We start from the raw sequence: 12,164 nt of genomic DNA, 5'->3' as shown, positions 1-12,164 counted from the left end.
CGCTTCGGCGCGCCGTCCACTGTGGACGATCATCCTCGCCCTCCTGCTCGGCGCGCTGGCTCTCTGGGGAGCGTCCCGGATGGTGTGGTTCGCCGAATTCCGCGACGAGGGCGTGCGCGGCACCGTCCTGTACACCGAACCCGGCGAACAGCGCTCCACCGCGCTCGTGCCGCTCGCGATCCTCGCGCTCGCGGGCGTCGCCGGGGCCATCGCGACCGGCGGCTGGCTGCGCCGCGTGCTCGGGATCGTGCTGGTGCTCGCCGGCGCGGCGGGCGTCTGGAGCGGGGTCGACGGAATCAAGTTCGGCGGGTTCGCGCCCGGGCTGCCCGGCACGGAAATCGTGCTCGGCCACCTGATCGCGGCACTGGGCGGAATTCTTGTCGCACTCGGCGGGTTGGCAGCGATCAAGTGGGCGGGAGCCGCGCGCAAGCTCGGAGCCCGTTACGCCGCACCGGGAGCCAAGGCGGCGCGGAAGGATCCGGACACCGAGCTGTGGGAGGCGCTGTCGGAGGGGGACGACCCGACCGACGGCGGGGATCCTCGTCGCTGAGCAACCCGGGACCGGCCGGTCATCGAGCGGGGGTTAGCATCGTTTCGGCGGGAAGGGGAAGGTTTTTGTGAGCGAGCTTGCGAGTGGACCCAGGAGTGCGGCAGCGGGTAGGGGCGTCCGATGAGCGTGCTCGAAGACATCGTCGCCGGCGTGCGCGAGGATCTCGCGCAGCGGGAATCCGCGCTGCCGTTCGACGAACTGAAGGCCAGGGCGGCCAAGGCCGTCCCCCCGCGTGACGTGATGGCGGCGCTGCGCGAATCCGGCATCGGCGTCATCGCCGAGGTGAAGCGGCGCAGCCCGTCGAAGGGCGAGCTGGCCACGATTTCCGACCCGGCCGCGCTGGCCCGCGACTACGAGGACGCCGGCGCGCGCGTCATCAGCGTGCTCACCGAACAGCGCCGCTTCGGCGGATCGCTCGCCGACCTCGACGCGGTGCGCGCCGCGGTCGACATTCCCGTGCTGCGCAAGGACTTCGTCGTCAGCCCGTACCAGGTGCACGAGGCCCGGCTGCACGGCGCGGACATGGTCCTGCTGATCGTCGCCGCGCTGGAGCAGAACGCGCTCGCCGCGCTGCTCGACCGCGTCGAATCGCTCGGCATGACCGCGCTCGTGGAGATCCACAACGCCGAGGAGGCCGACCGCGCGCTCGAAGCGGGCGCGAAGGTCATCGGCGTCAACGCGCGCAACCTGCACACCCTCGAAGTGGACCGCGACGTGTTCTCCCGCCTCGCGCCCGGCCTGCCGATGGACGTGTTCAAGGTCGCCGAGTCCGGCGTCCGCGGCCCGGGCGACCTGATGTCGTACGCCGGCCACGGCGCGGACGCGGTGCTGGTCGGCGAGGGCCTGGTGGCCTCCGGCGACCCGAAGGGCGCGGTCGTCAAGCTCGTCACCGCCGGTTCGCACCCCGCCTGCCCGAGGCCCTCGCGGTGACCGAGCGCGGCAAGCACGACCCGGACGAGCGCGGCTACTACGGCCCGTACGGCGGCCGGTTCATGCCGGAAGCGCTGATCGGCGTGGTCGACGAGGTCGCGGCGGAGTACGAGAAGGCCCGCCACGACCCCGCGTTCACCGGCGAACTGAACCGGCTGCTGACCGAGTACGCGGGCCGTCCGTCGCTGCTCACCGAAGCCAAGCGGTTCGGCGAGCAGGCCGGCGGCGCGCGGGTGTTCCTCAAGCGCGAGGACCTCAACCACACCGGTTCGCACAAGATCAACAACGTGCTGGGCCAGGCGCTGCTCACCGTGCGGATGGGCAAGAAGCGCGTCATCGCGGAGACCGGCGCGGGCCAGCACGGCGTCGCCACGGCCACCGCGTGCGCGCTGCTCGGCCTCGACTGCGTCGTGTACATGGGCGAGGTCGACACCGAACGGCAGTCGCTGAACGTCGCGCGGATGAAGCTGCTCGGCGCCGAGGTCATCCCGGTGAAAACCGGGTCGCGCACGCTCAAGGACGCGATCAACGAGGCGCTGCGCGACTGGGTCACCAACGCGGACACCACGCACTACCTCTTCGGCACTGCCGCGGGCCCGTACCCGTTCCCGATGATGGTGCGCAACTTCCACCACGTCATCGGCGAGGAGGCGCGGGCGCAGATCCTGGAGAAGGCGGGCCGCCTGCCGGACGTCGTCGCGGCGTGCGTCGGCGGCGGGTCCAACGCCATCGGCATCTTCTCCGGCTTCTACGACGACCCGTCGGTGCGGCTGGTCGGCCTCGAGCCGGGCGGCGAAGGCATCGAGGGCAACCGGCACGGCGCGACGCTCACCAAGGGCACTCCCGGCAACCTGCACGGCGCGATGTCGTACCTGCTGCAGGACGAGGACGGCCAGACGGTCGAATCGCATTCGATCTCCGCCGGGCTCGACTACCCGGGCGTCGGCCCGGAACACGCGTGGCTCAAGGACTCCGGCCGCGCCGAGTACCGCCCGGTCACCGACGCGGCCGCGATGGACGCCTTCCGGCTGCTGTCGCGCACCGAGGGCATCATCCCGGCGATCGAATCGGCGCACGCGCTCGCCGGGGCCCTGGAACTGGGCCGCGAGCTGGGCCCGGACGGGCTGATCGTGGTCAACCTGTCGGGCCGGGGCGACAAGGACATGGACACCGCGGCCCAGTGGTTCGGGCTCGTGGACGGGGAGGGCAAGTGAGCGGCCTCGACGAGCTGTTCGCGGCGACGCGGGCGGAACACCGGGCCGCGCTGGTCGGCTACTTGCCCGCCGGATTCCCGTCCGTGGACGGCTCGAAAGACCTGCTGGCCGCGACGATCGACGGCGGAGCGGACCTGGTCGAGGTCGGCGTCCCGTACTCCGATCCGGTCATGGACGGCCCCACCATCCAGGCGGCCGCCGAGGCGGCGCTGGCGAGCGGGTTCCGGCTGAAGCAGCTCTTCGAGGTCGTGGAATCGGTCTCCGCGCGCGGCGGTCGCGCGGTGGTGATGACGTACTGGAACCCGGTGCACCGGTACGGGGTCGATGCGTTCGCCCGCGACCTCGCTTCGGCCGGTGGTCTGGGCTTGATCACGCCGGACCTGATCCCGGACGAGGCCGACGAGTGGATGGCCGCGTCCTTGGAACACGGCTTGGACCGGATTTTCCTGGTCGCGCCGTCGTCGTCGGAGGAGCGACTGGCGAAGACCACGGCGTCGTCGTCGGGCTTCGTGTACGCGACCGCGGTGATGGGCGTGACGGGCGCTCGCGACGCGGTGGGTGTGCACGCGGAGGATCTGGTTCGGCGGACTCGCGAGCACACGGAACTGCCGATCGGGGTGGGCCTCGGGGTCCGTTCGCGGGAGCAGGCCGCGCAGGTGGCCGGGTTCGCGGACGCGGTGATCGTGGGATCCGCGCTGGTCACGGCCGCGGCGGACGGTCCGGACGGCGTGGCGAAGCTGGCTTCGGAGCTGGCGCAGGGCGTGCGCGAGGCGGTTGCTCCGGCCTGATCCCGGGTCGATCGCCGGAAACTGCCGGTGGTCGTTCGTACTCTCTCGGTATGCAAACCAGCGACATCAACCCTGGTGAGGCTCCCGGGTTGGCAGAAGTGCTTGCCCTGCCGAACGAACAGCTCCTCGGCAACCGGATCGAAGGAGTCGACGGGACGCTGGTGATGGGTCCGGCTCCGACAGCGCTGCACCAACAGTGGCTCCAGCGATTGCAGCTCGCAGTGGCGCCAGTCTTGCCGAAAGGCAGTGCGCTGCTCCCCGGCGTCGCGGTCCGCTGCGGTGAAAACCGGCTGCTGATCCCGGACTTCGTGATCGTCACCTGCCCCGACGTGGCCACGACCTGGTATCCGGCGTCCGAGGTGCTGCTGGCCGCCGAGATCGAATCGCCGTCCACCAGGGTGCAGGACCGGATCTTCAAGAAAGCCCTCTACGCCGAAGCGCTCATCCCGTACTACCTGCTCGTCGACCCGGAGCAGGAGGCCGCCACCGTGTACGCGCTTTCCGACGGCGACTACCTGCCGCACGCGAAAAGCGAGAGCGGCGTGCTCAAGCTGGATGAACCGTTCCCCGCGGAGCTGGATCTGCGCGCCTGAGCGGCCGGTTGTACGCATCGTGTACGCCGTCCGCGCACAGTGCGGCGCATGGCTTTCGACATCGGACAGGTTCCCCGGAGGACGTTCCTGCGCGGGGCGGCCGGCGTGAGCGCTGCCGCGGCGGCGGGGCTCGTGCTGCCCGGCCTCGCGGACGCCGCGGCCGCGCCGCGCATCTACAGCTGTGCGGAATGGGGCGCGCGCCCGCCCGCGGATCCGCTCACCACGCTCGACCATCCGGCCAATCGCGTGCTCATCCACCACATCGACTGCCCCAACAGCACCGACTACTCGCTCGAGCACGCGTTCCAGGTCGCGCGCGACGACCAGGCCGACCACATCGACAACAACGGCTGGTCCGACACCGGCCAGCACTTCACGGTCTCCCGCGGCGGCTACCGTCTCGAAGGCCGCCACGGCAGCCTGGACGCGTTGCGCAGCGGGAAGAAGATCGTCCGCGCGGCGCATTGCCCCGGCCAGAACGACAACGCGATCGGCATCGAGAACGAGGGCACCTACATGCAGGTCGCCCCGCCGAAGGCGCAGTTCGATTCGCTCGTGGTGTTCGTGGCGTACGTGTGCCGCCAATACGGCATCCCGGTGAAGGAAATCAAGGGACACCGCGACTTCTACAACACCGACTGCCCGGGCGACAAGCTGTACGCGATACTGCCCGAACTGCAGTCCCGGGTGGCGGCCCTGCTTCGTTGAACCGGCTCAGTGCAGGAAGCGCATCACCCGGCACAACTCCGCCGGTTCCAGCGACCCCAGCTCGGCCGCTTCGGCACGGCGCACGTCCGCCAACGTCGTGGCCAGCTGGGGTCCGAACGCGCCCGGCAGCACATCGTCGGCCTCGAACGCCGCGACAGCCTCCGACAACGATTGCGGCAGCCGCGTCACTCCAGCCGCGGCGGCGTCGGCGGGGGAGAGCGACCCCGGATCCACCCTGACTGGTTCCGGCAAGCGTGCGTCGGCGTCGATGCCTGCCTGGCCGGAGAAAAGCAGTCCCGCCACCACCAGGTACGGGTTAGCGGTGAGGTCGAAGCACTTCACCTCAAGGTTCGCTGCCGTGTCGCGCTGTCCGGCCGCGCCGCGGATCAGCCGCAGCGGTGCTTCGCGATTTTCCAGTCCCCACGCGGTAAACACGCCCGCCCAGTGATGCGGTTCCAGCCGCAGATAGCTGACCACCGACGGTGCGCCGACCGCCAGCAGCGCGGGCAACCGGCGGAAAATGCCCGCACCGAAGGAATCCGCGGTCGAGGTCAGCCCGAATGCCCCGGTCCCGCCAGCGCACAGATTGCGCTCGCCGTCCCAAAGACTCAGGTGCACGTGCCCGCCATTGCCGACGCCGCCAGGCTCGAACTTCGGTGTGAATGACGCGCGCAACCCGTGCGCAGCGGTCACTGTCCGCACGGTTTCCTTTGTCAGTACCGCTAAATCGGCTGCCCGAACCGGATCGGTCGCGGCGATCGACAGCTCGAACTGACCCGCGGCGTATTCCGGATGGATCTGCTCCACCTCGACGCCACAACTGTCTAAAGTGGACACGAGTGCCCGGAGATATTCGTGGTTCGCGCTCAGCCGCGAGTATCCGTAGGCCGGGCCGGGCAGCGGGACCTCGTTCGCGTCGGTCGCGATCCACTCCAGTTCGAAAGCCATCCGCGCGGTCAGGCCACGTTCGGCGAGCTGTGCCACGGCGGCAGCGGCGAGAGCCCGGGTGTCCTGCGGATGCTGGTGCCCGTCCTGGTCGTAGCGCCACGCCGGGGCCCATGCCCAGCCAGGTTGCGCGGCGAGCACGGTGAGCGCGTCGAGGTCGGGGTGCAGCCGCAGGTCGCCGACCGGGCCGAGGGAATGCTCGCCGTCCGCGATGCTGTCGGTGCCGAGGAAGAAGTCGAACGAGTTCGACGCGCCGACACCCCACGCCGCGACCTTCGCCAGCCTCGCCACCGGCACCGCCTTGACTCGCGAAATGCCGGAGTTGTCCACGAAACTCAGCGCGACGAGTTCGACGCCCGCCTGTTCCATCCGACCGGCGGCGGCCGCGCCGAGTTCAGCGAGCCGGTCGCGGTCGAGTCCGGCCGAAGACGAGAAAGGGGACGACAAGGGGTGCTCCTTCAACGCTGGAGGGGAGGTTCAGCCGGTCGCGGTCGAGGTTGGCGGGAACGAGAGTTCAGCCGGTCGGCGCTCGCTCTCCGCGCCGCCTGGAAGGTTCACTGTGTACTCCTCGGGAAAGGAGCGCATCCGTGTCCGGAGACCGTCCCGAATTGCGGCGCACCCTCTCGGTCTGGCAGGCCGTCGGGCTGTCCGTCGCGCTCATGGCACCCAGCATGGCCGCGAACATCAACCCACAGCAAACAGCGACGGCCGCCGGACGCGCGGTTCCGCTGGCGTTCCTCCTCTCGGCGGCGGGAGTGTTGCTGGTCGCGTACGGCTTCGTCCAGCTCTGCCGCCACTACCAGCACGCCGGATCGGTCTACGCGTTCGTCGGCGCGACCCTCGGTCCGCGCGCGGGCGTCGTGTCCGGAATCGGGCTGCTCGGCACGTACACCTTCTACGCTGTGGTCACCAGTTCCGCCGCCGGCGTGCTGGGCACGGCGTTCCTGACGCAGGTCGGGATCTGGCCGCACCCGCCGTCGTGGGGTCCGTTCGTGCTGACCGCGGTCGCACTGATCGGCAGCTGGCTGCTCGCGGTCGCCCCGGCCCGCCGCGGTACCAGCACGTTGCTTGCCGTCGAGGGCGCGACCATTGCGCTGATCTTGCTGGTCACCGTGGTAATCCTGGTCCGGCTCGTCGCGGGCGACGCTCCCAGCGGCCGGTTCACGCTGCAGGTTTTCGTGCCGGACACCGGAGTCTCCGGCATCTTCCTCGGCGCGGTATTCGGTTTCCTGTCGTTCGCCGGTTTCGAAGCCGCCGCGACGCTCGGCGAGGAAACCCGCGACCCGCGCCGCAACATCCCGCGCGCGATCCTCGGCACGGCCATCTTCGGCGGCGCCTACTTCGTCCTTGTGACCGCCGTCGAGATGATGGCGTTCGGCGGCGACGCCACGGCGTTCCACAATTCCCCTTCGCTGCTGGGCGATCTCGGCAGCCGCTTCGTCGGCCCGTGGGTCGGCGACGTCATCAGCGCGGGTGCCGCGATCAGCGCGTTCGGCTGCTGCCTCGCCTGCGTCGTCGGCGGCTCGCGATTGCTGTTCGCCCTAGGCCGCGACGCATTCGACGGACGCGGCATCGGCCGGATCTCCGCCAAGGGCACTCCCGCCGTCGCGGTAACCGTGGTCGCGCTCGCGGCGGCACTGATCATCTTGGTGTGCGCAGTGTTCTTCGGCGCCACCGCAGACGACACCTTCGCCTGGGCCGGTTCGATCGGCACCTTGATCTTGTTGGTGATCTACCTGCTCACCACCCTCGGCGCGATCCTGCTGCTGTTCGTGCGGCGCCGGATGCGCGTGCCGTGGTGGCATCTGGCGTTCCCGATCGGCGCGCTGGTCTTGCTCGGCTACACCGTGTACGTCAACGTCGTGCCGTATCCGACCGACGGCCCCGCACGGTGGTTCCCCGTCGTGGCGGGCGGGGTGCTCGTGCTGGCCATCGTCGTAGTCGCCTCGGCACCCGGTTTCGCCCGTAGGGTGGGGGAGAGGCTCGCTGAAGGAGAGGCATGACCGGACTGCTCGATTTCGTCGCGGACCTGCAGTTGGTCGACCACCATTGCCACGGCGTAAGCACCGGCGACGTCGACCGCGGCGGGTTCGAGGGGATGCTTACCGAGGCGGACACCGTGTCGCCGCTCGGGACGTCGCTGTTCGACTCCCTGATCGGCCTCGCCGTGCGCGAACGCTGCGCGCCGATCCTCGACCTGCCGAAACACGCGCCGGCCGACGACTATCTCGCCCGTCGTACCGAACTGGGCGCGGCGGAGGTCAACCGGCGGTTCCTGCGCGGCACCGGCAGCACGGATTACTTGCTGGACGGCGGTTTCCTGCCCGAATCCCTCACCACCACAGAAACCTTCGCCCAACTGGCCGACGCCCGCGCACACGACATCGTCCGGCTCGAACAGGTCGCCGAAGACGTCATTCGCAACACCAGCGCGGCCAGCTTCGCCGATGACTTCGCCGCTGAACTCGACCGCCGTACGACGAACGCGGTCGGCGTGAAGACGATCGCGGCCTACCGAGTCGGGCTGGAGCTGTCCGGCGAACGACCGGCTCCAGCCGAGGTCGAAGCCGCCGCCGGACGCTGGCTGGCTCGGATCGAGGCGGGCGAAGAGGCCCGGCTGGCTGACGAGGTGCTGCACCGCCACCTGATCTGGGCCGGAATCGACCGACGGCTGCCGGTGCAATTCCATGTCGGCTACGGAGACTCCGACCTGGACCTTCACCGTTGCGATCCCTTGCGGCTCACCGGTTTGCTGCGCGCGACCCGCGACGAGGGCGTCCCGATCCTGCTGCTGCACAACTACCCGTTCCACCGCAATGCGGCCTACCTCGCGCAGGTCTTCGAGCACGTCTTCGTCGACGTCGGCCTCATCACGCACAACGCGGGCTTCCGCGCGCCCGCCATCCTCGCCGAGACGCTGGAGCTGGCGCCGTTCGGAAAGCTGTTGTTCTCCACCGACGCGTTCGGGCTGGCCGAGCTGTATCACCTGGGCACCGCGTTGTTCCGGCAAGGACTGTCCGACTTCCTGCGCGCCGCTCTCGCCGCCGATGCACTGTCCGAAGTGGACGCGATCCGGCTGGCTCGCTTGGCCGGACACGAGAACGCGGCCCGGATCTACCGGCTGGGGCGGAAATGAACGACCTGGTCGGGAACTGGCGTGCCGCGCTGGCCGAAGAACTGCCCGCCGCGATCGAACTGCGCCACCGGATCCACGCCGACCCGCGTGCCTCCGGCGACGAGGACGACACCGCCCGGATCGTGGCCGCCGCGCTGGGGGAGGGCGAGCGGGTTGCGAAAACCGGGCGGCTCATCCAGATCTCCGCGGCGCACCCGGGCCCAGCAGTCGCGCTGCGCGCTGAACTGGACGCGCTCCCGGTAATAGAGCGCACCGGCGTCGGATGGGCCGCGAAGACCGGCTTGATGCACGCCTGCGGTCACGACGTCCACCTCGCCGCACTGACCGCGGTCTGCCGGGCAGCGCGGCGCGTCGAACTCCCGCGTCCGTTGTTCGCGATCCTGCAGCCACGCGAGGAAACGTCGCCGTCCGGAGCGCTCGACCTGGTCGAATCGGGCATTCTGGAAGAGCGCGGCATCGACACGGTGATCGGTGCGCACGTCCAGCCGCGGCTGCCCTACGGCGTCGTCTCGGCCGCGCCCGGGCCGGTGAACGCGTCCACCGACGAGTTCGAGGTCGTGGTGCACGGCCAAGGCGGCCACGCCGGATACCCGCATCTGCTGCGCGACCCGGTGCTGGCGCTCAGCCAACTGGTCGTGAGCTTGCAGCAGGTCGCGAGCCGCCGGATCGATCCGATGCACGGCGCGGTCTGCACGATCGGACGGCTCAGCGCGGGCACGGCGGCGAACGTCGTCCCGAATACGGCGTCGGCTTTCGGTTCGCTGCGGCTGATGCGCGCGAGCGACCGCGAACGCGCGCTGGAAGCCCTCGACGAGGTCGTGCACGCCACCGCACGCGCCTACGGCTGCACCGCCGACCTCCGGATCAGCCCGTGCGAGCCCGTCCTGGTTAACGATCCCGCGCTGGCCGCTGCCGCACGGAGCTGGCTCGAAGACGGAGGCGCGGATGTAGACGTCGATTTCCGGTCCTTCGGCGCGGACGATTTCGCGCATTATTGCGGCGACGGCATCCGCGGCCTGATGCTGTTCGTCGGCCTCGGCGAGACCGCGGGGGCGCCCAGCCTGCACGGCGAAACGTTCCTGCCCGAGGACGCCGCGGTCGGCCAGGTCGCGGACGCGCTGCTGGCCGGATACCTGGCCGCGGCCTCCGACCCGCAGTATCCGGAGGCGGCCGTGACCGGGCTGTGACCGGGTCTTGACGAAGGGTTCCGCGGCACCGGGACCACGACCGGCGCCCGACGCGCTACGGTGGCCGCGTGTACTCCGCAGCATTCCTGGCCACGATCCCGAGCCCCGACCAAGGCGTCTGGCACCTGGGCCCGATCCCGATCCGGGCGTACGCGCTCTGCATCATCGCCGGCATCATCGTCGCGATCTGGTGGGGCGAGCGGCGCTGGGAGGCCCGGGGCGGCACGAAGGGCACGGTGCTCGACATCGCGGTGTTCGCGGTGCCGTTCGGCCTGGTCGGCGGTCGGCTCTACCACGTCATCACCGACCCGGAGCTGTACTTCACCGAGGGCAAGAACCCCTGGAACGCCTTCGCCATCTGGGACGGCGGCCTCGGCATCTGGGGCGCGGTCGCGCTGGGCGCGGTCGGCGCGCTGATCGCCTGCCGGCGCCGGGGGATCCCGCTGCCCGCGATGGCCGACACGATCGCGCCCGGCATCATCGTGGCGCAGGCGATCGGGCGGCTCGGCAACTACTTCAACCAGGAGCTGTACGGCGGGCACACCGACCTGCCGTGGGGCCTGGAGATCTACCAGCGCTTCGACCCGGCCACCGGGGCCCCGGACGCCCTTGGCGGCGTCGCGACCGGGCACATCCCGCTGCCGGAAAGCCCGGTGCACCCGACGTTCCTGTACGAGCTGATCTGGAACCTGCTCATCGCGCTCGTCGTGGTGTGGGCGGACCGCAGGTTCAAGCTCGGCCACGGCCGCGCGTTCGCGCTCTATGTTGCGGGCTACACCGTCGGCCGCTGCGGGACCGAACTGCTGCGCTCCGACCACGCCAACCACATCCTCGGCCTGCGGGTCAACGTGTGGGTGTCGATCCTGCTGTTCATCGGCGCGACGGCGTACTTGGTCGTCGCGGCCAAACGCGGGCCGCGCGAAGCCCCGGAGACGTTGCGCAGCAAGGGAGACGAACGGGACGCCGCAGTCGAGTCCACTTCGGACGAGGCGGGGGAGAAGCCGGAGCCGGACGAGAAGGACGCCGCCGCGGAGGACACTGTGGACGCGGGGTCTTCCTCGAGCGAGAACGGCAAGTCCGAGAAGTCTTAGGCACAGAGCCGAAAAAGGGGTCCTCGCCCAGGGTGGGCGGGGGCCTCTTTTCGTGTGGTCGGCTGAGGTCCGTGAGGGGAACCCTGAGGGAATCAGAGTCCCTCAGGGTTCCCCTCACGGACTTCTGCGAGAGCGGAGCGGGGTTCAGCCGAGGAACGAGCCGCCGAAGTAGTCGTCGTCATCGCCGGAGTCCTGACGGCGGGCACGGCGGCCCGACGACGGCGGCGGCTGCGGCGCGGACCGCTTCGGCCGGTCGCCCCGGTCGGCGAGGGGATCGGCGAAGTCGTCCTCCGGCTCCGGTTCCGGGGCGCGATGCCGCGGCGGGGCGGGAGGAGTCGGCGGAGCGGGCGGTTCTTCCTTCGGCGGCGCCGGAGGCGGCGGCATCCGGTCGGCGAGCGGATTCTCGTTCGAGTACTCGGCCGGTCCCGGCGCGGGTGGGGCCGGAGGTTGCGGACGGCCGCTGCTCGCCAACGGGTCCTCGGCGGAGAAGCCGGCGGGCTTGTCCGGCGCGTCCGGATACTTCGCGCGTCCGGTGTCCGACAACGGATTCCCGGCGCCGCCGGTGCGCGCCTCGAGGATTTCTTCGGGGGTCTGGCCCTCCTCCAGTTCCTCGAGGATGTCCTTGGCCTCGCTGAGCTTTTCGTCGGCGAGAGCGCGGACCTCGGGGTCGGCGAAGGCGCGGCCCGCGGCGACGTCCTCCCAGGAGAACTCGCCCGCCTCGACCTTCCGCTTGACCAGCCGCAGCTGAGCGGGCGCGTCCGGACGCGAGGCGGCCTTCTTGATCGCCTCGACCCGTTCCGGGGTGTCGGTCTTCGGCAGCGGGCGGAGCTTGATCTTCTCCAGGTCCTTCAGCAACTGCTGGGACTTGCGGACCGTCCGGTCGAGCGCGGCCTCGGCCTCCCGCAGCTCCGGCGTCTTCCACGAATCGTCCGCGGTGACGGGGTGGGACATCTCGGCAGTTCCTCCTTAGTCGATGCGGCCGTGGATCCGGCCGCTCGCCGAGCGACGGGGCGGGTGGGACG

12 protein-coding genes are annotated in these 12,164 nt (G+C 70.3%); 10 read left to right on the top strand and 2 right to left on the bottom strand.

Annotated features, from left to right (window positions below; translation table 11 throughout):
- Window positions 1-31 precede the first annotated feature (31 nt).
- The 6 genes from D0D37_RS20790 (at window position 32) to D0D37_RS20765 (ending at window position 4,783) form a co-directional block, all read left to right on the top strand.
- Window positions 32-550, top strand: a complete 519-nt coding sequence (locus D0D37_RS20790; RefSeq protein ID WP_208720067.1) for a Trp biosynthesis-associated membrane protein — start codon at window positions 32-34, stop codon at window positions 548-550.
- A 120-nt stretch (window positions 551-670) separates the two neighbouring features.
- On the top strand, window positions 671-1,480 hold the full coding sequence (gene trpC, locus D0D37_RS20785) for an indole-3-glycerol phosphate synthase TrpC (RefSeq protein WP_116202224.1): 810 nt from the start codon (window positions 671-673) through the stop codon (window positions 1,478-1,480).
- Window positions 1,477-2,694, top strand: coding sequence for a tryptophan synthase subunit beta (gene trpB, locus D0D37_RS20780; RefSeq protein ID WP_425266961.1), 1,218 nt, complete (start codon window positions 1,477-1,479; stop codon window positions 2,692-2,694). The genes trpC and trpB overlap by 4 nt, the downstream gene beginning before the upstream one ends.
- Window positions 2,691-3,482 carry a tryptophan synthase subunit alpha gene (gene trpA / locus D0D37_RS20775; protein WP_116202222.1) on the top strand — a complete coding sequence of 264 codons (792 nt, stop codon included), beginning with the start codon at window positions 2,691-2,693 and terminating at the stop codon, window positions 3,480-3,482. Before trpB ends, trpA begins: the two co-directional genes overlap by 4 nt.
- A gap of 50 nt (window positions 3,483-3,532) precedes the next feature.
- A complete protein-coding gene (locus tag D0D37_RS20770; RefSeq protein ID WP_116202221.1) occupies window positions 3,533-4,075 on the top strand; it encodes a Uma2 family endonuclease in 543 nt (180 codons plus the stop codon).
- Window positions 4,076-4,123: 48 nt separating this feature from the next.
- Entirely contained in the window at window positions 4,124-4,783 is a 660-nt protein-coding gene (locus D0D37_RS20765; protein ID WP_116202220.1) for a peptidoglycan recognition protein family protein, read from the top strand.
- A gap of 6 nt (window positions 4,784-4,789) precedes the next feature.
- On the opposite strand, the gene D0D37_RS20760 is transcribed toward D0D37_RS20765, so the two are convergent.
- Window positions 4,790-6,097 (bottom strand): type I glutamate--ammonia ligase, encoded by a 1,308-nt coding sequence (locus D0D37_RS20760; protein WP_116202269.1) that lies wholly within the window; start codon window positions 6,095-6,097, stop codon window positions 4,790-4,792.
- Between the two features lie 218 nt (window positions 6,098-6,315).
- On the opposite strand from D0D37_RS20760, the gene D0D37_RS20755 reads away from it, so the two are divergent.
- The 4 genes from D0D37_RS20755 (at window position 6,316) to lgt (ending at window position 11,142) form a co-directional block, all read left to right on the top strand.
- Window positions 6,316-7,731: an APC family permease gene (locus D0D37_RS20755; protein WP_116202219.1), complete on the top strand. Its 1,416-nt coding sequence runs from the start codon at window positions 6,316-6,318 to the stop codon at window positions 7,729-7,731.
- Window positions 7,728-8,864, top strand: coding sequence for an amidohydrolase family protein (locus D0D37_RS20750; protein WP_116202218.1), 1,137 nt, complete (start codon window positions 7,728-7,730; stop codon window positions 8,862-8,864). Before D0D37_RS20755 ends, D0D37_RS20750 begins: the two co-directional genes overlap by 4 nt.
- Complete coding sequence (locus D0D37_RS20745) at window positions 8,861-10,051, top strand: M20 metallopeptidase family protein (RefSeq protein WP_116202217.1); 1,191 nt, start codon at window positions 8,861-8,863, stop codon at window positions 10,049-10,051. Before D0D37_RS20750 ends, D0D37_RS20745 begins: the two co-directional genes overlap by 4 nt.
- A gap of 68 nt (window positions 10,052-10,119) precedes the next feature.
- Entirely contained in the window at window positions 10,120-11,142 is a 1,023-nt protein-coding gene (lgt, locus tag D0D37_RS20740; protein ID WP_116202216.1) for a prolipoprotein diacylglyceryl transferase, read from the top strand.
- A gap of 144 nt (window positions 11,143-11,286) precedes the next feature.
- Here the strand turns inward: lgt and D0D37_RS20735 are convergent, their stop codons facing one another.
- A complete protein-coding gene (locus D0D37_RS20735) occupies window positions 11,287-12,093 on the bottom strand; it encodes a hypothetical protein (RefSeq protein WP_116202215.1) in 807 nt (268 codons plus the stop codon).
- Between the last annotated feature and the right edge of the window lie 71 nt (window positions 12,094-12,164).

Source organism: Amycolatopsis circi (assembly GCF_003385235.1).
Lineage (GTDB): Bacteria > Actinomycetota > Actinomycetes > Mycobacteriales > Pseudonocardiaceae > Amycolatopsis > Amycolatopsis circi.
The sequence above is the reverse complement of the archived record's forward strand: the minus strand, read 5'-3'. Positions and strand labels throughout refer to the sequence as shown.

Bases quoted from the DNA above. Each gene is read 5' to 3' on its own strand.
- trpC (WP_116202224.1), top strand. From the start codon at position 671: ATGAGCGTGCTCGAAGACATCGTCGCCGGCGTGCGCGAGGATCTCGCG.
- D0D37_RS20770 (WP_116202221.1), top strand. From the start codon at position 3,533: ATGCAAACCAGCGACATCAACCCTGGTGAGGCTCCCGGGTTGGCAGAA.
- D0D37_RS20765 (WP_116202220.1), top strand. From the start codon at position 4,124: ATGGCTTTCGACATCGGACAGGTTCCCCGGAGGACGTTCCTGCGCGGG.
- D0D37_RS20760 (WP_116202269.1), bottom strand. From the start codon at position 6,097: ATGGAACAGGCGGGCGTCGAACTCGTCGCGCTGAGTTTCGTGGACAAC.
- D0D37_RS20750 (WP_116202218.1), top strand. From the start codon at position 7,728: ATGACCGGACTGCTCGATTTCGTCGCGGACCTGCAGTTGGTCGACCAC.
- D0D37_RS20745 (WP_116202217.1), top strand. From the start codon at position 8,861: ATGAACGACCTGGTCGGGAACTGGCGTGCCGCGCTGGCCGAAGAACTG.
- D0D37_RS20735 (WP_116202215.1), bottom strand. From the start codon at position 12,093: ATGTCCCACCCCGTCACCGCGGACGATTCGTGGAAGACGCCGGAGCTG.